The organism is Emticicia sp. SJ17W-69 (assembly GCF_051209875.1).
Lineage (GTDB): Bacteria > Bacteroidota > Bacteroidia > Cytophagales > Spirosomataceae > Emticicia.
The window spans coordinates 3,400,320-3,421,917 of sequence record NZ_JBNTQY010000001.1; the positions used below are offsets into that span (position 1 = coordinate 3,400,320).

General features: G+C 34.7%; 21 protein-coding genes. 13 read left to right on the plus strand and 8 right to left on the minus strand.

Features of this window, described 5'->3' with window-relative positions; translation table 11 throughout:
* Window positions 1–144: 144 nt before the first annotated feature.
* On the minus strand, window positions 145–1,068 hold the full coding sequence (locus ACQUQZ_RS13845) for an NAD-dependent epimerase/dehydratase family protein (protein WP_435355591.1): 924 nt from the start codon (window positions 1,066–1,068) through the stop codon (window positions 145–147).
* 189 nt (window positions 1,069–1,257) lie between these two features.
* Between ACQUQZ_RS13845 and ACQUQZ_RS13850 the strand changes: the two genes are divergently transcribed.
* Both ACQUQZ_RS13850 and ACQUQZ_RS13855 read left to right on the plus strand, forming a co-directional pair.
* Window positions 1,258–1,557 (plus strand): autorepressor SdpR family transcription factor, encoded by a 300-nt coding sequence (locus tag ACQUQZ_RS13850; RefSeq protein WP_435355592.1) that lies wholly within the window; start codon window positions 1,258–1,260, stop codon window positions 1,555–1,557.
* A gap of 82 nt (window positions 1,558–1,639) precedes the next feature.
* Window positions 1,640–2,251, plus strand: a complete 612-nt coding sequence (locus tag ACQUQZ_RS13855; protein WP_435355593.1) for a hypothetical protein — start codon at window positions 1,640–1,642, stop codon at window positions 2,249–2,251.
* An 81-nt stretch (window positions 2,252–2,332) separates the two neighbouring features.
* Here ACQUQZ_RS13855 and folP read toward each other — a convergent pair whose 3' ends face one another.
* Entirely contained in the window at window positions 2,333–3,178 is an 846-nt protein-coding gene (gene folP, locus ACQUQZ_RS13860) for a dihydropteroate synthase (protein ID WP_435355594.1), read from the minus strand.
* Window positions 3,179–3,367: 189 nt separating this feature from the next.
* On the opposite strand from folP, the gene ACQUQZ_RS13865 reads away from it, so the two are divergent.
* The 3 genes from ACQUQZ_RS13865 to ACQUQZ_RS13875 all read left to right on the plus strand — a co-directional run bounded on the left by ACQUQZ_RS13865 (window position 3,368) and on the right by ACQUQZ_RS13875 (window position 5,662).
* Window positions 3,368–3,919, plus strand: a complete 552-nt coding sequence (locus ACQUQZ_RS13865; protein WP_435355595.1) for a DUF1599 domain-containing protein — start codon at window positions 3,368–3,370, stop codon at window positions 3,917–3,919.
* Window positions 3,920–4,012: 93 nt separating this feature from the next.
* Complete coding sequence (locus ACQUQZ_RS13870; protein WP_435355596.1) at window positions 4,013–5,122, plus strand: BT_3928 family protein; 1,110 nt, start codon at window positions 4,013–4,015, stop codon at window positions 5,120–5,122.
* A gap of 21 nt (window positions 5,123–5,143) precedes the next feature.
* Window positions 5,144–5,662: a shikimate kinase gene (locus ACQUQZ_RS13875; protein WP_435355597.1), complete on the plus strand. Its 519-nt coding sequence runs from the start codon at window positions 5,144–5,146 to the stop codon at window positions 5,660–5,662.
* 55 nt (window positions 5,663–5,717) lie between these two features.
* Here ACQUQZ_RS13875 and ACQUQZ_RS13880 read toward each other — a convergent pair whose 3' ends face one another.
* Together ACQUQZ_RS13880 and ACQUQZ_RS13885 are read right to left on the minus strand one after the other, a co-directional pair.
* Complete coding sequence (locus ACQUQZ_RS13880; protein WP_435355598.1) at window positions 5,718–7,241, minus strand: OmpP1/FadL family transporter; 1,524 nt, start codon at window positions 7,239–7,241, stop codon at window positions 5,718–5,720.
* Window positions 7,242–7,486: 245 nt separating this feature from the next.
* Window positions 7,487–8,773, minus strand: a complete 1,287-nt coding sequence (locus ACQUQZ_RS13885; RefSeq protein ID WP_435355599.1) for a hypothetical protein — start codon at window positions 8,771–8,773, stop codon at window positions 7,487–7,489.
* Between the two features lie 384 nt (window positions 8,774–9,157).
* Between ACQUQZ_RS13885 and proS the strand changes: the two genes are divergently transcribed.
* The 3 genes from proS (at window position 9,158) to ACQUQZ_RS13900 (ending at window position 13,181) form a co-directional block, all read left to right on the plus strand.
* The gene (gene proS, locus ACQUQZ_RS13890; RefSeq protein ID WP_435355600.1) at window positions 9,158–10,633 is read left to right on the plus strand and encodes a proline--tRNA ligase; all 1,476 of its coding nucleotides are present in this window, start codon (window positions 9,158–9,160) and stop codon (window positions 10,631–10,633) included.
* 76 nt (window positions 10,634–10,709) lie between these two features.
* Window positions 10,710–11,129, plus strand: a complete 420-nt coding sequence (locus tag ACQUQZ_RS13895; RefSeq protein WP_435355601.1) for an FKBP-type peptidyl-prolyl cis-trans isomerase — start codon at window positions 10,710–10,712, stop codon at window positions 11,127–11,129.
* A 519-nt stretch (window positions 11,130–11,648) separates the two neighbouring features.
* On the plus strand, window positions 11,649–13,181 hold the full coding sequence (locus ACQUQZ_RS13900; RefSeq protein ID WP_435355602.1) for an SBBP repeat-containing protein: 1,533 nt from the start codon (window positions 11,649–11,651) through the stop codon (window positions 13,179–13,181).
* 224 nt (window positions 13,182–13,405) lie between these two features.
* Here the strand turns inward: ACQUQZ_RS13900 and ACQUQZ_RS13905 are convergent, their stop codons facing one another.
* Window positions 13,406–14,362, minus strand: a complete 957-nt coding sequence (locus ACQUQZ_RS13905) for an acetyl-CoA carboxylase carboxyltransferase subunit alpha (protein ID WP_435355603.1) — start codon at window positions 14,360–14,362, stop codon at window positions 13,406–13,408.
* A gap of 120 nt (window positions 14,363–14,482) precedes the next feature.
* The gene (locus tag ACQUQZ_RS13910; RefSeq protein WP_435355604.1) at window positions 14,483–15,904 is read right to left on the minus strand and encodes an MBL fold metallo-hydrolase RNA specificity domain-containing protein; all 1,422 of its coding nucleotides are present in this window, start codon (window positions 15,902–15,904) and stop codon (window positions 14,483–14,485) included.
* 271 nt (window positions 15,905–16,175) lie between these two features.
* Here ACQUQZ_RS13910 and dacB point away from each other — a divergent pair, with 271 nt between their 5' ends.
* Window positions 16,176–17,618, plus strand: a complete 1,443-nt coding sequence (gene dacB, locus ACQUQZ_RS13915) for a D-alanyl-D-alanine carboxypeptidase/D-alanyl-D-alanine endopeptidase (RefSeq protein ID WP_435355605.1) — start codon at window positions 16,176–16,178, stop codon at window positions 17,616–17,618.
* 91 nt (window positions 17,619–17,709) lie between these two features.
* On the opposite strand, the gene ACQUQZ_RS13920 is transcribed toward dacB, so the two are convergent.
* Window positions 17,710–18,180, minus strand: coding sequence for a group III truncated hemoglobin (locus tag ACQUQZ_RS13920; RefSeq protein ID WP_435355606.1), 471 nt, complete (start codon window positions 18,178–18,180; stop codon window positions 17,710–17,712).
* Window positions 18,181–18,317: 137 nt separating this feature from the next.
* Between ACQUQZ_RS13920 and ACQUQZ_RS13925 the strand changes: the two genes are divergently transcribed.
* From ACQUQZ_RS13925 to rlmB, 4 genes are all read left to right on the plus strand, one after another.
* Window positions 18,318–18,800: a hypothetical protein gene (locus tag ACQUQZ_RS13925; RefSeq protein ID WP_435355607.1), complete on the plus strand. Its 483-nt coding sequence runs from the start codon at window positions 18,318–18,320 to the stop codon at window positions 18,798–18,800.
* A complete protein-coding gene (locus ACQUQZ_RS13930) occupies window positions 18,797–18,997 on the plus strand; it encodes a helix-turn-helix transcriptional regulator (RefSeq protein ID WP_435355608.1) in 201 nt (66 codons plus the stop codon). The genes ACQUQZ_RS13925 and ACQUQZ_RS13930 overlap by 4 nt, the downstream gene beginning before the upstream one ends.
* A gap of 94 nt (window positions 18,998–19,091) precedes the next feature.
* Entirely contained in the window at window positions 19,092–20,369 is a 1,278-nt protein-coding gene (locus ACQUQZ_RS13935; protein WP_435355609.1) for a GWxTD domain-containing protein, read from the plus strand.
* A complete protein-coding gene (rlmB, locus tag ACQUQZ_RS13940) occupies window positions 20,342–21,199 on the plus strand; it encodes a 23S rRNA (guanosine(2251)-2'-O)-methyltransferase RlmB (RefSeq protein WP_435355610.1) in 858 nt (285 codons plus the stop codon). Before ACQUQZ_RS13935 ends, rlmB begins: the two co-directional genes overlap by 28 nt.
* Window positions 21,200–21,231: 32 nt before the next feature.
* On the opposite strand, the gene ACQUQZ_RS13945 is transcribed toward rlmB, so the two are convergent.
* Entirely contained in the window at window positions 21,232–21,537 is a 306-nt protein-coding gene (locus ACQUQZ_RS13945; RefSeq protein ID WP_435355611.1) for a MerR family transcriptional regulator, read from the minus strand.
* Window positions 21,538–21,598 lie beyond the last annotated feature (61 nt).

Here is a 21,598-nt window from a genome sequence, read left to right on the forward strand (position 1 = left end):
AATATTATAATTGAAATTATTTGAAAAAGACACCCCTTTCAAATGAACGGCGTGTCTTTCTGCAAATATAATAATTTATATACCAAAGTAAGCATTTTGATTAGAAAATTGTGTTTTTCTAAGAATCGGCTTTTAAAAACTTCACTATTTTTCACTCAAAATCTCAGTAATCCCATCTTTCAGCGAAGTAGTTTTGAATTCTGTAAAGCGTTTATTAAACTTTGAACATTCAAAAACATAGTCTTGCTCCCATTGGTAAATCAACTCAACTACTTCCTGTATGTAGGGTACAAACAGACCAACTATTTTAATCAACCAAGGTTTCATGACTGTATATTTAAGCTCTTCACCTTTTACTTCCGAACACAATGAGATAAATTCTTTGGTTGTCAGTCTATTTGTATCGCATGGTAAATGCCATGTTTGATTATATGCGTCAGGAGTATTTCCGAGTAAAGCGGTGGCTCGACCCGCATCTGGTGTAAAAATGATCGTACGCAAAGTTGAATCTTTTACTAAAACTTGTAGTTTCTTGCCTTTTTTTATATTATCAAAAATAGTAGCGTTTGTCCCACTCAGGGTATTTCTAGGGCCATAAAACTCTGGAGCTCGGCAAATCATGGCTGTGAGTTGCTTATTATTAATCTCATTTAACAGCATTTGAGCAATTTTACCACGCACTTTGCCTTTGATACTTACTGCCTTAAAAGGTGTTTCTTCGGTCATTGTACCTAAAACTTGACCGTACATATAGACATTATCAAAAAAAACTAATTTCGCTTGATGCAACTTACACGCATCAATTACATTTTGCATCAAAATTGGCCATTGTTCATGCCAAATCTTGGAGTTATAAGGTAGTCCAGCAGTAAGATAAACAATTTCACTGCCTTTTACTGCATCTGCTGTTTGTTGAGCATTCAGTAAATCGGCCTTGAAAAGTTCATCTGTTTCATTCACTTTTTTAGGATTTCGACCAACTAAGCGAATGTCTTTTGTATAATTTTTATGTAATTCTTTAGCCAATTCATTGGCAATAATGCCACCAGCTCCAAGTATAGTTTGCATAGTTTTATAAGTATAACGTCATTAATAAAGGCTAATTTAAAGTTTATTTTAATCATTTCAATAATAAAATAGCATTGTTTTTAATTAATATATAGCAATTAGAGGATTATCTAAATATTTAATATATTATTTGTTTATCAAAAAAATGTTTTACAAATTTGTATAATTAAAGTTAAAACTTGAACCACAATGAATATTCTTTTTAGGGCATTAAATGATGCTACTCGTCGTGAAATTTTAGAGCTTTTAAAAGATGGTGATATGACTGCTGGTGATATTGCTGACCACTTTGAAATGAGTAAACCAAGTATTTCACATCATTTAGACCTCCTTCGACAAGCCGATTTAGTAGCGTCAGTGAAAAAAGGACAATTTGTACTATATTCACTCAATCTGACTGTTATGGACGAAATTATGGTTTGGTTTATGCAATTTAAACCTGCGGCTCAGACAGAAAAACCCCGTATTCGCTTACAGGTAAACAAGTAAAACAAGTTTTCAACTTGTTAAAGTAATATTTCATTGAAATTGTCAAGTCAGAAACTTGTGCTACAATTTAGATAAAAATTCGATGAAAAAACACATTCCATTTGAGCTGTGTATAATAGCAATTATCCTTTCTCCTTTTGCATATTTAAGTATCAATTGGAATGATGAAACAAGGCTAAATCTTCAAAACAGCATCTATTTATATGGAATTTCAATCAGTTTCTTCTATATTTTTCCACTTTTGATGCAATATTTAGATAGCCGAAAGCCCAATGCCGAATTGCTCATAAGAAGCGATAAACGCATACGCTTGATTTGGTCTTCCTATTTAGCCGCTCTTGGATTTATTTTATTTTACTATTTACTCAATAACCTCGAAAACGATCAACCTCGTCTGATGGGTGTTGCTTTGTCTTTATTTCTATTTGCGAGTGGAAATTTTAGACAAAATATTCATCCCACAAGTATTTTTGCAGGGAGCAATTTCAAAGATAAAGCCCAACAAGCTTATGAAGAGCGAAACCTGCGACAGATTCAACGATTTAATGCTCGATTTTTCTTCTGGGTTGGTATTGCTGGTACTATCTTTTTCTTGTATTTCAACCAAAAAAACCTTACAACTTGGGGACTAATATTTGTTTGTTTGGTTATTTTCTATGGAATTGTCATAAGATTAATCAGAAATGTTGTGTAGGTTATAGGTAATAGGAATTAGGAGTTAGGAGTTAGCACCTATAAACCCCTAATCCTATCCCTAATTCCTAACACCTAATTCCTAAACCCTATCTTCTAATTCTTCAAAAATCCTCACCGTTTCAATCGCTTCTTTTACATCATGTACTCGAAGAATATTGGCTCCTTGCATTAATGCAAACATATTCAAGGCAGTTGTGCCATTAAGGGCTTCATTAGCAGTGATTCCCAAGGTTCGCCATATCATAGATTTTCTTGAAATTCCAACCAAAAGAGGTAATTCCATTATTTGAAAAGTTGTTAAATTTCGCATCATTTCAAAGCCTTGTTTGGCGTTTTTAGCAAATCCAAAACCTGGGTCGATAATAATATCTTTTACACCCAACTGACGCAATTGATAAACTTTTTGTTGCAATTCATTAATTACATCAAGCGTAAGATCTTGATAATCATTAAGTTTGTTCATCGTTTCAGGATTTCCTCTACTGTGCATCAAAATATATGGCACATTCAAATCAGCTACGGTCTGAAACATATTTTCGTCCAAATTCCCACCCGAAATATCATTGATCATACTGGCTCCCGCTTCAATTGATTTGCGAGCCACTTCGCTTCTAAAAGTATCTATTGAAATCGCTATTTGTGGGAAATTTTTGTTAAATGATTCAATCACTGGTACAACCCTATCTAATTCTTCTGCAATACTAATATCAATCGCATGTGGTCGAGTTGAATACCCTCCAATATCAATGAATGTTGCTCCTTGATCTAACAATTCCCCTGCTTTATCAATAACAGATTGCATAAGATGACCTTCAAATCTACTTTTTTCGTAAAAGGAATCAGGAGTAATATTCAAAATACCCATCACTTTTGGTATAGAAAAATCAATCAAATGTCCGTTTATATTAATACTTTTCAATGTCATTTGCTATTGGAAGCTAAGTTTTATAATTTTGCAATACAGAAGCTATTGGCTGTTAGCGATTAGCTTTTAGCTTTCAAAGCACAGACTTTTTTTTTAAAATTTATAGCTTTTGCTATTATTTTTATAAAATTCACTTCATAATAAATTTTAATATATATGCTAATAGCTAAACGCTAACAGCCAATCGATATGAATAATACAGAATTAGAATACAAACATATAATCAGGATTTGTCAAGATTTGTTCGAGAAAAAGAACAAGGATTATGGTACATCTTGGCGTATCCTTCGTTTACCAAGTATTACTGATCAAATTTTCATCAAAGCTCAACGCATCCGTACGATTCAAGACAACGGTTTTAGTAAAGTTGATGAAGGCGAAGTGCCTGAGTTTATTGGCATCATCAATTATTGTGTAATGGCTTTGATTCAAGCTGACTTAAAAGATAGTTCCGAACTGGAAATTCCATTTATAGAGCTTCAAGAAATGTACAATAAACAAGTTTCTGAAGTAATGGAGTTACTTTTCAATAAAAACCATGATTATGGTGAAGCATGGCGAGATATGCGTGTGAGCTCGATGACTGATATTATTTTGATGAAATTGTTTAGAATCAAGCAAATTGAAGATAATCAAGGTAAAACAATTGTATCTGAAGGTATCAAATCGGGTTATCAAGATATTATTAATTATGCCGTTTTCTGTTTAATTAAATTAGGACAAGCACAAGGTCAGCAGTAAAAAGTCATTTTTTTGATTAACAATCAATTAACATTTTTTAGATAATTTCAAGATTAATTTTGCCAATAAAAATCGAAAATCACTCAATAAAATATGAAATTATTTTTTCAAATCTCACGCATCATTGTTGGTATCATTTTTATTTTTTCAGGCTTTGTAAAAGTCGTTGATCCTGTGGGAACAGGCATCAAACTTGAAGAATATTTCGAGGTTTTTTCGCAAGATTTACCAGCATTAGAAGGATTTTTTATGTTTTTTGCACATAATTCGCTTATCTTGTCGTTAATTTTTTGTGCTTTAGAAGTTATTTTGGGAGTAGCTACACTCCTATCCTACCGCATGAAAGTTACTTCATGGCTTTTATTGGGCATTATTGTTTTCTTTACTTTCTTGACTTTTTATTCTGCTTATTTTAATAAAGTTACTGATTGTGGCTGCTTTGGAGATTTCTTGAAACTAAAGCCTTGGACTTCATTTGAAAAAGACATTTTCTTGACAATTTTAATTATTTTTATATTTATTTATAGAAATAAATATACTAATTCTAATCAAAACTTAGTGATGCTCGTCACCACAATTCTATCTTTTGGAATTGGTATTTATGCCATTCGTTACCTACCTCCAATAGATTTCTTGCCTTATGCAATTGGCAAAAGTATCCCAGAACAAATGAAACCTACTGGCGTAAAACCTATCATGGAGTTTACTTTTTTGAATAAAAAAACCAAAGAAGAAATAGTTGCAAAAGAGTTTTTGATGGACACACTGACTTATAAATATGTGTCGATGGTAACCTTAAATGAAGATAAATTAAAACCAAAAATCACCGATTATTCGATTAGTGACCCGCAAGGAAATAATTATACTGATTCAACTTTCATAGGAAATAAGCTCTTAGTGATTTTAAAAGGTGTCAATGGTATTGAAAATGAACAATTGGTACAGTTGAAATCTTTGATAGCAGATTCAGAAAAAAATGGTATAACACCGATGGTTTTAACATCAGTTATTCAATCTGATTATCAAAAATTTAGTGAAACCAATGGCATAAAAACTCCCTATTTCTCAGCCGATGCTACAGTATTAAAAACAATGGCACGAACAAATCCATGTGTGATTTTGTTACAAAATGGTGTAGTGAAAGGAAAATGGGGCAACCATAGTATTCCAAACAAAGAAATATTAGCTGAAAAACTAAAATAACAAACACACTTAACTCAAATAATGACTACAAATATTTTTCTAATTGGAATGCCTTCCTCTGGAAAAAGTACACTCGGGCGGCAATTGGCAAAAAGTCTTGGTTATGAATTTATTGACTTAGATGCCCGAATTGAGACAACAGAAGGAAAGAAAATAGCTGAAATTTTCGCTTTAAATGGAGAGGAATACTTTCGTAAAGTAGAGAACCAACAACTAAAAAAAATACAAAAAGATAGCAAAATGATTGTTGCTACTGGTGGGGGTGTGCCTTGTTTCTATGATGGCATGGAATATATCAAAAGTAATGGTATTAGTATATTTCTTGATGTAAAACCAGATATGTTGGTTGAGAGAATGAAAGTATCAAAAAAGAATGAGCGTCCACTATTCGATTTAGAGAGTAAAAACTTATTAGCACAAATCACAGAAAAATACAACGATAGGCTAAAGTTTTACCAACAAGCTGACATTACCATCGAAGGAGATACCGACCCAGAAAGTATCCTTTGGATTATTGATGCTGAGTTTGCAAGAAAATAAAAAAACCTGCAAGGTCTGAAAAGGCCTTGCAGGTTTTAACTACAAAATTCTTTTTTTAAAAAAACGTTCCCACTGATATTACAAAACTTGTTTGATTACTTGATAAATTTGCCGAGGCATAATTAGCTGTATTTGTCAATTCATAAGGTGTATAGGCACTTGTGAATTTATTATAAACACCCGCTAAATCAACAAAGAATTTTGAAGAACGATAGCCTACTCCACCTGACAAAAGCATTTGAGAACGATCTAAATTATCTACTTTTTGTTTGTATGGATCAGGCATAAATTTAACACCAGCACGCAAACGAATATTTTCAATACGATATTCGGCCCCAGCTTTCAAATTTACAGCATCTTTGTAATAGCTTTGTATTACACGTTTTTGATCAATACCCCAAGAATTGTCTTCTGGGTCTTTAACCCCCATTTTACTATATCCAACATACTCAGCATCGGCAGTAATAAAACCTTTTTTGCTCGGCAAAAAGAATGTTGCTCCACCGCTAGCTCTTAATGGCGTAGTAAGAGAATAGGTAAATACGTTTTCATCAGTTGTAACTGTCTTATAATCAGTTGTAAACGTATTTGGTTTTTGGTCAACCGTGATACTTGAATTATAAATTTCATTCAATGTAATCCATGTAGGCGATGTTACATTTGCACCTAAACTTATACTTTCAGTCAATTTGACAATTGCACCAGCCGAAAGATTGATCCCACCACCACGAGTAGATAAATCATCATTAAATTGAAATCCGTTGAACACTTTTCCAGTAGGAAATTGTTCATCATGATTTCCTAAATATTCGTAATTCATTCTTACAAAACCTACCGAAAAGCCTAAATAGGTTTTATCATCAAAATTTGCTCCATAACCAATGTTCCATTGACTAACGGCCCCAGTACTTGAATTTCTACCCGTTTGATTCACAGGTAAACTTTTTTCAATTTTTGTATAGGGAGCCCCACTTCCAGAAACGGGGTCAATCATAAATGCTTGATAATACATTGCTGTTGAAGTAGCTGCACTACCTGTATTGGTATTAAATTCTCCATCTAAAGTACCTGAATCAACACCTCGACGAGTTGCTTTTTCAGCAAAGAAGTCCATCATCGAGCTTTTCTTGTTTTGTCCAGCATAACTAAAATCTGATAAAAGATTTGCCTGTTTTGAATAAGTAATGGCTAAAGAAGAACGTTTTTTACGAGTGCCAGTACCACCACTACTCAAAATCAAACCCAATTGTCCAATATTGGCATTTGAGGTTTTCGTGTTTGTTGTAGAACCTATATAGTTTGAAGAAGTATTTAACGAATTAAATATCGGTGTGATACTCAATTCGGAGCGATTATAAAAGCCCAAACCTGCTGGATTAGTTGAAGCGTTAGTTGCATCAGCTCCAAGAGCTGAATACCCTCCTCCTAATGCCTGCATGCGTGCGGAGCCAGATGTTTTTGCTTGAGAATATCTAAAAGCATCTTCGCCATAAAAATGTCCGCCTAAACTCAATTGGGCGTTTGCTCCAATTCCTCCAAGAACTAAAGCACCTGCTATCAAAATTCGTGTGATTTTCATTTTAATTTACTGTTTTTTTTGAAGAATTAAAACCAGATTTTAAATAATGAATTAATTTCATTGAGTTTTGTTAATAAAATCTTTAGTCAAGTTGCTTCATAAACGAATTGATTATGCTAATAATTTAGCTTTTTTACATAGAAACCTCGCTAAACGCTATGCTTCAGCGAGGTTTCAAATTGATACATTTTATAATCTCTTTAAGAGCATGAACAATCACTTACTATCAAATCTTGAAAGATAAATTATCTTGGCCCACGGCTACTTCCACCGCCGCCTCCACCGCCACCACTTGAATGACTTGAGCTACTACTTGATGAGCTTGATGATGGAGTATAAGAAGGAGAAGAACTTCTTGACCAACTGTCAGAAGAAGAGCCTCTTGATTGTGAACTACCGCTTCCATTTGACCAGCTATCAGACGAACGGCCTGAGCTTGAACTTGTTGATGGACGGCTATAATTATATCCTCCCGAAGAATTATTTGAATTACTGCTGCTGCTTGCCCCTTCATAGCTGCCATTTCTACGAGGACGAGCATAATATTCATCATTTGAACGGCTTGAGCTTGATGAACTTCCACCTACATTTCTACTGCTATTAGTATTATAGGTATCCGAACCTGTCCAGCTTCCATTTCTTCTTGGAGTAGCATAATTTCCATTTGAACCATTAGTAGCGTTAGTGCCGTTTCCGTAAGTACGAGCATTAGCATTATTGTTCAAACCGTCATTTCTTGATCCAGCATTGGTAAATCCTTTGTTGTAAATGCTCGAACCGCTACCACCATCACGTGGACCATAAGTACGATTTTTTGCAGCAACACCATTAACTCCAGAAGTAACATTATTAGCATAATAATTATTACCATAGTAGCTGCTATATCCACCATAACGATATGGGTCATAATAACTATAATAAGAACTATAAGGGCTATACCATGACCCGTATGGACTATACCATGAACTATATGGGCTATAAAAAGCACTATATGGGCTGTACCAAGAGCTAAATGGACTATAAAAAGAATTATACCCATACATACTTCCTAAACCGAAGCCAAAACCTAAACCACCATATCCACCATAGCTTCCCCAACTATTTCCCCAAGAATTATAACCAAACGGGCTATTATAACCATATCTATTGAATGGACTGGCCCAACCTGTTGGTTGACTCCAAGCATAATCATTCCAGCCTGATTGATACCCATTAGCAAAACCAGAGGCATAGCCAGTTCCGCCATTGTTATTACGATAAACTTTGCGAGAATTTACATAGTCTTCATCATAATATTCATCACTACCAGCATTTTGTTGTGTTGGCTCTTCTGGTTGGTAGCGTTGATTTTCTGCATAGTCGGGGTTTTGATATTTATTCACTTGAGGCTTATAAACTACTTGAGGTGCATCAGCCGATGAACCATAAGTATCGTCATATTCGCCTTTGGTAGCTATTTGTTTTTGACTACAACCCCATGTACCCAAAAGCACTGCCATTGATAGATACCTGAAAGATTTGAGAGTATTCATTGTATTAATTATTAAATGTGGTTAAAACCAATAATCTATGTATAGGATGCGAATGAAAAAGAAAAGGTTGTACGTTCCAGAAAAATATTTTGCAAAACCTATTTCCAAATGACAAGCTTATGAGACAAATACGAAATTCTCACTATTAAAGTCTGAAAAGAAACATAATCTTTACAAATTTAATATAAAAACCTATCTTTGCAATCTCTTTTGAATATTAAAATTGATATTAAAGTTTCATTAAAATAATGTTCCTTTGTTCTTTTCTAAGAATAGAACGAATGTTGTAGGCATAAAATTCAAATAACTAAAACAAATTAGTCTTTAGAATGACAAATGTTCAATCATTCTTCATTCTACATTCTTCATTCTACATTAAAAATTATGAGTAAGGGTCTTCCAAAACGTAGTGAAAATTATTCGGAGTGGTACAACGAACTGGTCAAACGTGCTGATTTAGCTGAAAATTCTGCCGTGCGTGGTTGCATGGTTATCAAACCCTACGGTTTTTCGATTTGGGAAAAAATGCAACGTGCCTTAGACGATATGTTTAAAGAAACAGGTCATACAAATGCTTATTTCCCTCTATTTGTGCCTAAAAGCTTATTTGAGGCCGAAGAAAAAAATGCAGAAGGTTTTGCTAAGGAATGTGCGGTTGTTACGCATTATCGTTTAAAAGCTGACCCGAATAATAAAGGAAAATTGATTGTTGACCCAGAGGCAAAATTAGAAGAAGAATTGGTGGTAAGACCTACAAGCGAAGCTATCATTTGGAATACCTATAAAAACTGGATTCAGTCATACCGCGATTTGCCCATCTTGATTAATCAATGGGCGAATGTTGTGCGTTGGGAAATGCGTACTCGTATGTTTTTACGTACAACTGAGTTTTTGTGGCAAGAAGGGCATACTGCTCATGCTACCGAAAAAGAAGCCATGGACGAAACCAAGCAAATGCTTGAAGTTTATGCCAAATTTGCGGAAGAATGGATGTCAGTTCCTGTTATCAAAGGATTCAAAACTGCCAATGAGCGATTTGCTGGTGCAGAAGAAACACTTTGTATTGAGGCAATGATGCAAGATGGTAAAGCCTTACAAGCAGGAACTTCGCATTTCTTAGGACAAAATTTTGCTAAAGCATTTGATGTAAAATTTCAATCAAAAGAAGGTAAATTAGACCATGTATGGGGAACTTCTTGGGGAGCAAGTACACGATTGATGGGTGCTTTGATTATGGCTCATTCTGATGATTTAGGCTTGGTGCTACCTCCAAAATTAGCTCCAATTCATGTTGTTATTGTACCAATCTATAAAGGTGATGAAGATTTAGATGCAATCAAGGCAGTGATTATGCCAATTGTGAAAGAATTGAAATCTTTAGGTATTACTGTCAAATTTGATGATAATGATGCTTATCGTCCAGGTTGGAAATTTGCTGAATATGAGTTGAAAGGTGTGCCAATCAGAATGGCAATTGGTATGCGTGATTTACAAAGTGGACAAATTGAAGTGGCTCGCCGTGATACTTTGACCAAAGAAACTCGTCCGATTGAAGGCATTGTGACTTATATCAAAGATTTGTTGGATGAAATTCAAGTAGCTATTTATCAAAAAGCTTTGAATTTCCGTCAAGAAAATACGTACAAAGTTGATACTTGGGCTGAGTTTCAAGAACAAATTGAAAAAGGCGGATTCTTGCTTTGTCATTGGGATGGAAGTTCAGAGACAGAGGAAAAAATCAAAGAATTAACAAAAGCAACTATTCGTTGCATTCCTATGGATGCAGTTGAAGAAGCAGGGGTTTGTGTATATTCTGGAAATCCGTCTACCAAAAGAGTAGTTTTTGCAAGAGCATACTAAAAGAGTTATGAGTGTTGAATTATGAGTTTAATAACTCAAATCTAATATCACGAATCTTAAATTTAAAAATAAAATAATGGTAAAATCAGGCGATAATGTAGCGGTACATTATAAAGGAACGCTAACCGATGGTACGGTGTTCGACAGTTCAGAGGGGCGTGAGCCTTTAGAGTTTCAAGTAGGTAGCGGCATGGTAATCGCAGGATTTGATTCTGGGGTAACTGGAATGGTTATTGGAGAGAAAAAGACTGTTTTCATTCCAGTTGACGAGGCTTATGGCCCAGCATCCGAAGAAATGCTTTTTACATTCAATCGTTTAGATATTCCCGATGATATTCCTTTAGAAGTTGGCGGAACACTCAATATGCACAATGGACAGCAAGCCATGCCTGTTATTGTACGTGAAGTAACAGCAACTAAGGTTATCCTTGATGGAAACCATCCTTTAGCTGGACAAGATTTGATTTTTGAAATTGAATTGGTGGCTGTGAAATAAACCTAATTTTGTTACATTCCCCTGCTTCAGCAGTCCGAATTTGCTTAGTAACAATATCATGAAAAAAGCAATTTTGCTTCGAGCAGAATTGCTTTTTTCATGATTATTATTTTACGATTAACAAAAGAATATTTCCACAGGTAATATTTATGACCAACACTAACTTCCAAAAATAGAGCTAAGCTGGCAGTGTCACCTTAATCTACAAAGGCACTTTTGACTGAAAAGTAGCATTGAAAACACACATTAAACGCTATCTACATTTTTTTTCACTTTTTTATAAAAAAACTTCATTTATTTCAAAATAGTGCCGCTGAGAACAAATCATTTTGTGACCGAACCGTATAATAAAAATGGATGCAATTTCCTTGATTTACATTTACGAATAACTAAATTGCTTTACATTTCAACGACCAAAATTCAAATCGTTTGATTGGTTGTTTTAGGTTTACTAACTCGACAAAAACCTATTATTTCTATCTCCATTTGTTTCATGTTTCATTACACTTATCCAATTTGATGAAAAAGTATCTCTTTTCTTTTTGCCTCACTTATGTAATATTTGGCTATTCATCAGCTCAAAATGTTACTATTTTGCCTTCGGGTATTAGCCCAACAATAAACGGAACTTACCCAAGATTGAGCTACGATGCTCTTATTGAACTACCCATTCCACAAGTGGGTGATATTGCTTATGATACCACCTTTTTATGTCTTAGGGTGTATAATGGTAGTAAGTGGGTGTGTACCTACCAAAACCCCAGCAACTCCACTCCTAATATGGCAGCTATTGTAATAGAAGGAGGCACAAGTTTAGAAGCGGCAAAATGCATTGCCGTTGATGCCAGTGGATATATATATATCACTGGATCTTTCAGTGGAACAGCAAAATTTGGTGCTACTACCAAAACATCGGCCGGAGAAATTGATATTTTCGTAGCAAAATACAATAAAGCAGGCTCTTTAGAATGGGTACAAACAGCAGGGGGTACAGATTATGAAGAAGTAAAAGGCATTACCATAGATGCCAATGGCAATATTTATATTACTGGATATTTCGGTGGCACGACTACCTTTGATGTCAATACTAAAACAACATCTGGAGGTTACGATATTTTTGTGGCAAAATACAATAATATAGGAGATTTGCAATGGTTACAAACAGCAGGAGGAGGAGATATTGATTATGGATACGATATAGCAGCGGATGTAAACGGCAATGTGTATGTTACTGGATATTTTACTGGAACAGCAAAATTTGGTACTACTACCAAAACATCACCTGGAGGAGGTGATACGGATATATTTGTGGTAAAATATAGTACTACTGGCTCTTATCAATGGGTACAAACAGTTGGAGATGGAGCTGATGATTTTGGACTAGGTATTGCTACAGATGCCAGTGGATATGTCTATGTTACTGGTTTTTTCAATGGTACAGCCACTTTTGGAAATACCTCCAAACTCTCGGCTGGTCAAGAAGATATTTTTGTGGTAAAATATAATGATGCTGGCTCAGTACAATGGGTGCAAACAGCAGGAGGAACCAATATTGATAGAGGTGTTAGAATTACAGTAGATGGCAATGGCAATGTTTATATTATTGGCAATTTCAGTGGAACAGCAAACTTTGGTGCAACTTCCAAAACATCGGTTGGAAGTAGAGATATTTTTGTGGCAAAGTACAATAATGTAGGGACTCTGCAATGGGTAAATACTGCAGGAGGGACAAACAGTATAAGCGGAAATGGCATTGCTTTAGATGCAAGTGGCAATGTATATCTTACTGGAAATTTTAATGGCACAGCTACCTTTGGTGTTACTTCCAAAACATCGGCTGGAGATTACGATATTTTTGTGGCAAAATACAGTAATGCAGGATCTTTGCAATGGGTAAACACTGCAAACGGTGGGAGTGGAAGCGGTATTTCCACCGATGCCAGTGGCAATATATATATTACTGGAGGTTTCGGTGGAACAGTAAACTTTGGTGCTACCTCTAAAACTTCGGCTGGGAGTAGTGATATTTTTGTTGTGAGATTGCAAGACTGAGATTTATAGAAAAAGTGCAAAAAAAAGTACAAAGGAATAGAAGAAATACAAAAATAGCAAAGCGTCTCCTAAATATAAAAAAAACAGTGGTAACATGGGTTACTACTGTTTTTAATAGATTCTAAATTATTTTCTTATTCTCAAAGACTTTGAAAAACTCATCAGTTAGTTAATTTTCCGAATGAATTATCTTTCATCTTATCACATCTAAGTCAACAATTTGATCAAATTTCCTCAAAAACCCCCATTGCACAGAACTTATCAATGCGAGCATCAATTCGTTGCTGGGCGGTCATTTTTTCTAAATTTGTGATTTCATTTAAAATCCTATTTTTCAAACGATTCGACATATCATCCCAATCGAGTTGAGCCCCACCAAGTGGTTCATCAATGATGCCATCAATTAATTTATTTTGAAGCATATCTGGTGCTGTTAATTTCAAAGCTTCGGCTGCTTGCTCTTTGTAGTCCCAACTTCTCCATAGAATAGATGAACAAGATTCAGGTGAAATAACAGAATACCAAGTATTTTCGAGCATCAAAACTTTATCGCCAATTGCTATTCCTAAAGCTCCACCCGATGCTCCTTCACCTATAATTATACAAATCACTGGTACTTTCAAAAGCATCATTTCTTTCAAATTCCTTGCAATAGCTTCACCTTGTCCACGCTCTTCTGCCTCAAGTCCAGGAAATGCCCCAGGTGTATCAATCAAAGTAACGATTGGTTTATTAAACTTTTCAGCCAATTTCATCAATCTAAGAGCTTTTCTGTATCCTTCTGGATTAGGCATTCCAAAATTTCTGTGCTGTCTTTCTTTGGTTTTTCTACCTTTTTGTTGACCAATCACCATTACCGACTTGCCGTCAATAGATGCAAATCCACCAACGATAGCTGGATCATCTCGAACGGTACGGTCTCCGTGTAATTCATGAAATTCTTGACAAATACGTTCGATATAATCTAAAGTATATGGTCTATCAGGGTGACGAGAAAGTTGTACTCGTTGCCATCTGGTTAGATTAGCAAAAGTTTCTTTTTTCAAAGTTTCGATGCTATCAGTCAAGGTACGTGCAGCGGCACTAACATCGACATTATTATCAGCGGCAAGTCGCTTCATATCTTCGAGCTTCGATTCCAGCTCGGCAATGGGTTTTTCAAAATCTAAAAGTGTTCTCATATTTAAATGAATTCTGAGTTTTGAATGCTGAGATCTGAGCAAAAAACACTTTCAAACAAATCTAAGTTAACTATAAATAAATAGAAATTAGTAAAAGTTTGATAGCGAAGGCTCAGAAATCTATAACTCGTAAGTTTCTCCTTTTTCTGGGATTTCTACTTGGTTATAATCAATACCTGCAAGGGTATTTTTAAAATTTTGCATGGTATTGAGTTCACCGTGTACTAAAAAAATTTTCTTAGTTTTATTTTTATCTTGTGATTTTACAAAGTCAATCAAATCATCTAAATCACCGTGGCCTGAAAAAACATCAATTTTTTCGATATTGGCATTCACAGGCAATTTTTCACCATTAATAGACAACTCCTTTCTTTCACCATTGAGTAATTTCCATCCTAAAGTACCTTCACTGGCATAACCAACCATCAAAATGGTGGCATAAGGGTTACTAATATTGGCTTGAATATGGTGTTCGATTCGTCCACCCGTAACCATTCCTGATGCTGAAATGATGATACATGGCTCAGAATGATTTGAAACTGCCTTACTTGCCTGATTCGACTCCAAATATACTAAATTTTCAAAATCAAAAAGCGATTCATTTTCATCTCTAAATTCACGAGCAGCTTTATTCAATAATTTTGCACTTTTTTCGTAAATTCTTGTGCTTGCTTTCGCCAAAGGGCTATCAGTAAAAACTTTTATGGGTGTAAAACCTTTATCTGTATAAAGTTTATTAAGCGTAAAAAGCATCGCTTGCGTACGACCTACGCTAAAAGATGGAATAATTAAGCGTCCTGGAATATCAATACAAGCCTTTTGAATGATTTCAGCTAATAATTCTTCTGGTTTGTTTTCGCTGATGTGATGGCGGTCTCCATAAGTAGTTTCTGTGATTAAATAATCTACTTGTGGAACTGGTTGAGGGTCAATTAATAAAGGATAGTTTTTACGCCCAATATCACCTGAAAAACACAAAGTTTTCTTTTCTCCGTTTTCCCAAACCTCCAAATAAACATGGGCTGCTCCGAGCAAATGTCCTGCTGGAATAAATGTTAGATACCCATCGTCTTTAAATTTAAAACGCTGGTCAAAAGGAATCGGAACAAAATTTTCGAGAGCTTCTTTTACTTGTCTTTCCAAATAAAGTTCTCTTGAATCTATATCTTTTCGCTTTTTAGATCGTTTTTTACTATCATGAATCGCTTTAAATTTTCGTTGGTTCAAAGAAGCTGAATCGAGCAATAAAATCTCGCCCAAATCCATTGTTGCTTTGGTGCATAATACTTGTCCTTCAAAGCCTTCTTTATATAAATTTGGTATTTGCCCCGAATGGTCGATATGGGCATGTGTAAGTATGATTAAATTGATAAGTGAGGGGTCAAAAGGAAAAATTCCGTATGCTGGTTTGGTTTTCTCTTCACTATAGTCTCGCTCCAAATCAGTCCCGCAATCAATCAAAACTCTATATTCGTCGTCAAATTCGAGTAAAAACATACTACCCGAAACTTGTCTCGCTGCTCCCCAAAAAGTTAATTTCATACAAAAGTTTTCAAATTATAAAGAATGTTAACGCAAAAAGTGCTTCGCATAGCATTCATGCTACAAATTACGGAAAGAATTCTTTTTTTAACTAAACAATTATCGTTAAAATTGTAGAATGTTGGCAATTAGCTTTTAGCAATTAGCGATTAGCTTTTAAGTTTCAACTAAAAAAAGCGAAAAATTTCTATGTTTTCGGAATAAAAAGGGCATTTTTCATAACTTAATTACAAAGCTAATTGCTAAACGCTAACTGCTAAAAGCTTGAACCATGAAGTTACTTTTATTTTTTATTTTACAAATTACATCCCCGCTTGAACGACTTCAAAAACTCATTGATAGTGTTCAAAATGATGCTGATATTCGCACAGGTATAGTAGCTGCTTCTATTCGTTCGACTCAAACTGGCGAATATAAAATTCAATATAATGCTCAAAAGTCAGTAAATTCAGCCTCAACTTTGAAATTAATATCTACCGCAACAGCCTTGTCGGTTCTCAGTCCAAACTATCGTTTTCAAACATTCCTTGAACATGACGGAAACATTGTCGATAGTGTTTTACAAGGAAATCTTTATATCAGAGGTACAGGTGACCCTTCGTTTGGGTCATCAAGAGTGGGAATGAATTTTCAACAAATGACAAACTTTTTTGTTCAAAAAATAAAGAATTTTGGGATAAAAAAAATTGATGGGTTCATTTTGGGTGATGGTACGATTTTTCCTGAAAATACCTTAGCTGATTCTTGGATTTGGGGCGATGTAGGTAATTATTATGGAGCTGGTGTCAATGGTTTAAATGTGAATGAAAACCTGTATCAAGTTTATTTCAAACAAAGCAATTCAGTTGGAAATTATGCTCCCATTACAAGATTTACACCAGAATTACCTAATCTAACTTTTGTTAATAAAGTAACTACGGCAGAGCGAAATACGGGAGATAATGTGAACATTTATAATACACCATTGAGCAGTACGGTCTTATCGCAGGGAACAATTCCAGCAGGTAATGGTGAATTTTCTGTCAAAGGCTCCCTACCCGATCCACCCTATTTTTTTGCTTTTCATATTCAAAAAAACTTCATTGAAATGGGCGGCAATATTTCCAATCAAACTATATCTCTTCAAAATTATAAAACACTCAGTGGTTATTATCCTAAACAAAGATTTCAAATATTTTCTTATGATTCGCCTCCTATCTCAACTTTAGTCAAAGAATGTAATTTTCATAGCATTAATCTTTATGCCGACGCCTTACTAAAAGCTGTTGGTTATTCTATTGCAAAAGATGCCAGTTTTGAGTCTTCTGTCAATGCCACAAAGCAGATTTGGTCACAGAAAGGGGTTGATTTACAAGGCTTTATGATTAGAGATGGTAGCGGACTTTCGCCTTCGGGAGTACTAACCGCTAATAACTTAACGGATATTTTATATACCATGAAAAGCGATAGTGCTTTCAATGATTTCTATACCTCCATACCTATCGTTGGTCAAACTGGGACTGTACAAAACTTGGCAAAAGGCTCAAAAGCTGTTGGAAATATCAGAGCTAAAAGTGGCTCTATTAGTAATACTCGTGCATTTGCAGGTTATTTCACTGCTACCAACGGTGAATTAATGTCTTTTTCACTGATTGTCAATCGCTATACCGATGGTGCTGATAAAAAAGTAAGAAAGTATCTCGAAGAAATAATGAAATTGATGGTTGAAATTTAAAAGAGTTCTGAATTATGAGTTTAGAGTTCTGAGTTTTTCAAGCAAAAAAGAATATTTTATGCGGTTGCATTTTTCACTCAGAACTCATAATTTAGGACTTAGAATTAAACTTGGCGTTCATAATTTGCCCGATTTCGAGTGCTTTGCTTTTTACAAAATCGGCTCTCTCACCTGCAAATAGTGAATCAGTTGTCAGAAACCATAAGGCCAACCACTGCTCAAATCTTTCAGTAGTTAAACTATTTTTTTCATTGGCTTGCAGATGTACCCACATCATTCCGCCATTATAGCTTCCTGTTTGAAAAAGCCAATTCTCCCAAAAATTTATAACTCTTGAAATATGCGTTTGCCAATGTTCTTGTGGCATCTCAAAAACTGGAGCTAAGTTGGGTTCGTTATGTACTCTTTCGTAAAAATTATTGACCAATAATTCTATATCTTCTCGGTTTTGAATATCATCCATTTTTGTAGTAGTACCGCTTCGGCGACGGTCGGCCGCTGCCGTCCGAATTCCAAATTGTGAATTAGTGTGATTAACTATAAACTTAATTATTAGCAACAAAAGTAATATCTAACAACTAATAAAAACACATGATTTTACTCATAAAAAAATAAAAAGTAAATTTATTTTGACAATATGTAAAATATACTTTACTTTTAGTCCGTTATAATTGTCAAACACTAAACAATATTCACCTCATGGAACCAAGATTCTTATTTCCGCATCGTTACAAACTCATTGGATGGTTTATTGCACTTCCGTCACTTGTTTTAGGTTTATTTGTTCTTTTCGATGATTTTCATTTTGATTTTCTTACTATTAAAATTCCTTTTAGCTATTTATTTGCCGATGAGTTTTTGACCTCAGATGATAGAGGAAATAAATTTTCAGTTTTTAACTTTACTGATGAAGTGGCAACAATCGGGTCAATTGTCGGTCTAATGATTATTGCTTTTGCCAAAGTGAAATTTGAAGATGAATTTGTTTCTAAAATTAGATTAGAGTCATTACAATGGGCTATTTATCTTAATTTTGGGCTTTTAATAATCGCTACGATTTTTATTCATGGCATGTCATATTATAGTATTATTGTCTATAATATGTTTACCCCATTAATATTTTTTGTGATTAGGTTTCATTATATACTTTTCATTAAAAACAACGAACCGACAAAACCATGAAAAATAGAATCAGAATCGAACGTGCCATATTAGACATTACTCAAGCTGATTTGGCTGAGCGTATCAATGTGAGCCGACAAACAATCAATGCAATAGAAAGCAACAAATATGTTCCTTCAGCAGTTTTAGCAATGAAGATCGCACGGCTATTTGGGAAGTCTGTTGAAGAAGTTTTTGAGTTAGATGACAACGATTAAGCCATTATCTTCGTTATAATAAAAGGGATTCTTTAATTTTTGTTTTGAATCGTTGCTTAATTTCCTAAATTTGACTCTAAGAAATAGAAATGTAATGAAAAAAGTATTTTTTTACAGTTTTTTGGTCATTCTTGCCTCTTGTGTAAGCAATAAAAAAATCCAAAAAGCCCAACGTGAAATAGCAAAAAGTACAACACCACCACCACAAGTTGTTGCAAAGCCTACGGTTGTTGCCATCAAAAGTCGTTTTTTATTGAAAGATTCTACAATAGTTCGTGTCTTTTTGGAATTAGATATTGAAAATCTTAAACCAGAAAAAGCTTTGACTCAATTGCAAGAATATTTTCGATTTAGTTGGCTTTTGCAACCAGACTATGGTGTTAGAGACCGAATTGCTTCGGGAAAAGTCGATATTTCAAGTCAAAATGCAATATTAAATGAAGGTAAAATATTGTTAAATTTTGAGATTCCTCGGCCCAAAAATATGCCAAAAGGTTTGTTATTGACCGAGATTTTTGATGTTGAAACCAGCAAAAAATCAAACAATGATTTGATTATTGATTTCAATGGTCAGCGTTTAAACGATAGATTTGGCGTCTTTGTCAAAGATTTTTCGATGCCTACTTTCAAAAACTATATTAGTAAAAAAGATACATTTCAAATAAGAAGTGTCATTCCGCAGCCTAAGGAATTATTTTTAATCAGATATAATAATGAATTTGAAGCAGCTCAATCGCCAATGGCTACGAGTATACGCCCCGCCATCAAAAGTTTAGAGACAAAGGAAATTATTAAAATTAAAACAAATTCACCCATTTTTCTTCCGAATGAAGGCTTATACTTAGCGGTGGAAGATACAAATGCAACTAAAAATGGTTTTGGTTTTTTAATTGTTGATGATCGTTTTCCTCGATTTACTCGTCCTGAAAAATTAACAAAACCTTTGATTTATATCAGTAGTAGCCAAGAAACAAAAGCTGTTAATGACAATAAAGATGCAAAACAAGCATTGGATCGCTACTTTTTGACCATTACTGGTGGAAATCAGATGATTTCAAAGAAAATTATTAAAACTTATTACCACCGCATTGAAGATGCCAATCGTCTTTTTACGACTTATAAAGAAGGTTGGAAAACAGATAAGGGAATGGTTTACATAGTGTTGGGGCCACCAAATAAAGTGCAACGTAGTCGGGATCGTGAAGTATGGATGTATGCACAAAGTCAAAATTTTTCAGAAATAATCTTTACATTTAATAGAAAACCAAACCAATTTACGGAAAACTATTATGAACTGGTTCGTTACCCCGAATATCAGGCATATTGGTATCCGTTTGTAGAAGCATGGAGAACAGGAAACGTAGTGGAATAAATAATCGCTCATCTGAAGGTGGCTATAGAAAGTCAGAAGGTGATAAAGAAGGCGGATTTAAGAAAAAATATTTTGCCAAACCATTGCCGCCAGGCTATGAAAAACCTTCAAAACCAGATATTGTATTTGGTGTACAATCTGTTTTGGAAACCCTTAAAGGCACAAAAGAAATTGAAAAAATATTACTTCAAAGAGAATTCGGTCATGTAGAAGTCGAAAAACTGGCTCGTGAGCGAGATATTCCAGTGCAAAGAGTACCTCTTGAGAAACTCAATCGTGTAACGATGAAAGTGCATCAAGGAGTAATAGCCTTTGTTTCGGCAGTCAATTATGCAAAAATCTCAAATGTCGTTGCCGATGTTTTTGAAAAAGGAGAAGTACCTTTGATATTAGTATTAGACAGAATCACCGACGTCCGTAATTTTGGTGCAATTGCTCGTACTGCCGAATGTGCAGGTGTCAATGCGATTGTTGTAGCGGCTCGTGGTGCAGCCCAAATCAATGCCGATGCGATGAAAACTTCTTCTGGTGCATTGAATCACTTACCCGTTTGTCGTGAAAATAGCCTCTGGCAAGTTATTTCAGAATTACAACAGTCTGGTATTCAGATAGTTGCATGTACAGAAAAAGCAACAGAAGAACTTTACAGTATTGATTTCAGCTTACCAACAGCTATTTTGATGGGTTCGGAAGAAGATGGTATTTCTGAAAACCTGCTCGAACAAGCAGATTTTGCAACTAAAATTCCAATGGTTGGTAAAATCGGTTCGTTAAACGTTTCAGTGGCCACAGGTGTAATTTTATATGAGGCCGTTAGACAGCGTTTATAAATTTCCGAGCTTCGATTTATTTTCTAAAAAGCTTATAATTCGGAATTCAATTCCACTAAAAACTCTCTGATAGTCAACAACTTGGTTTTCAGAGAGTTCTTTTTTTTATTAAAATCAGTTTTGGTATTCAGCTTGCGATAAGCTCCTTTCAGTGTGAGGTTTCCTTTGGCTTTTTCATCAATAATGGTACGTAATTTTTCAATGTCCTTCATCGTGATTTTCCTATCACGCCCATGACGAATAAAATTCAGCTTAAATTCCTTTTCATAATAACGAACAGTGTGGTCTTCTATACCCAAAATTTCTGCTGCTTCGGAAGTTTTATAATACAATTTCATAAAAATATTAAGTAATTTGTGATTGAGTGATTGAGTGATTTTCATTAAAATCATGTATAAA

Coding starts and splice junctions, on each gene's coding strand:
- ACQUQZ_RS13945 (WP_435355611.1), bottom strand. CDS start 21,537: ATGAAATTGTATTATAAAACTTCCGAAGCAGCAGAAATTTTGGGTATA.
- dacB (WP_435355605.1), top strand. CDS start 16,176: ATGAAGTTACTTTTATTTTTTATTTTACAAATTACATCCCCGCTTGAA.
- folP (WP_435355594.1), bottom strand. CDS start 3,178: ATGACATTGAAAAGTATTAATATAAACGGACATTTGATTGATTTTTCT.
- ACQUQZ_RS13850 (WP_435355592.1), top strand. CDS start 1,258: ATGAATATTCTTTTTAGGGCATTAAATGATGCTACTCGTCGTGAAATT.
- ACQUQZ_RS13905 (WP_435355603.1), bottom strand. CDS start 14,362: ATGAGAACACTTTTAGATTTTGAAAAACCCATTGCCGAGCTGGAATCG.
- ACQUQZ_RS13935 (WP_435355609.1), top strand. CDS start 19,092: ATGAAAAAAGTATTTTTTTACAGTTTTTTGGTCATTCTTGCCTCTTGT.
- ACQUQZ_RS13855 (WP_435355593.1), top strand. CDS start 1,640: ATGAAAAAACACATTCCATTTGAGCTGTGTATAATAGCAATTATCCTT.
- ACQUQZ_RS13865 (WP_435355595.1), top strand. CDS start 3,368: ATGAATAATACAGAATTAGAATACAAACATATAATCAGGATTTGTCAA.
- ACQUQZ_RS13880 (WP_435355598.1), bottom strand. CDS start 7,241: ATGAAAATCACACGAATTTTGATAGCAGGTGCTTTAGTTCTTGGAGGA.
- ACQUQZ_RS13870 (WP_435355596.1), top strand. CDS start 4,013: ATGAAATTATTTTTTCAAATCTCACGCATCATTGTTGGTATCATTTTT.
- ACQUQZ_RS13845 (WP_435355591.1), bottom strand. CDS start 1,068: ATGCAAACTATACTTGGAGCTGGTGGCATTATTGCCAATGAATTGGCT.
- ACQUQZ_RS13895 (WP_435355601.1), top strand. CDS start 10,710: ATGGTAAAATCAGGCGATAATGTAGCGGTACATTATAAAGGAACGCTA.
- ACQUQZ_RS13900 (WP_435355602.1), top strand. CDS start 11,649: ATGAAAAAGTATCTCTTTTCTTTTTGCCTCACTTATGTAATATTTGGC.
- ACQUQZ_RS13885 (WP_435355599.1), bottom strand. CDS start 8,773: ATGAATACTCTCAAATCTTTCAGGTATCTATCAATGGCAGTGCTTTTG.
- ACQUQZ_RS13875 (WP_435355597.1), top strand. CDS start 5,144: ATGACTACAAATATTTTTCTAATTGGAATGCCTTCCTCTGGAAAAAGT.
- proS (WP_435355600.1), top strand. CDS start 9,158: ATGAGTAAGGGTCTTCCAAAACGTAGTGAAAATTATTCGGAGTGGTAC.
- rlmB (WP_435355610.1), top strand. CDS start 20,342: ATGGAGAACAGGAAACGTAGTGGAATAAATAATCGCTCATCTGAAGGT.
- ACQUQZ_RS13910 (WP_435355604.1), bottom strand. CDS start 15,904: ATGAAATTAACTTTTTGGGGAGCAGCGAGACAAGTTTCGGGTAGTATG.
- ACQUQZ_RS13930 (WP_435355608.1), top strand. CDS start 18,797: ATGAAAAATAGAATCAGAATCGAACGTGCCATATTAGACATTACTCAA.
- ACQUQZ_RS13925 (WP_435355607.1), top strand. CDS start 18,318: ATGGAACCAAGATTCTTATTTCCGCATCGTTACAAACTCATTGGATGG.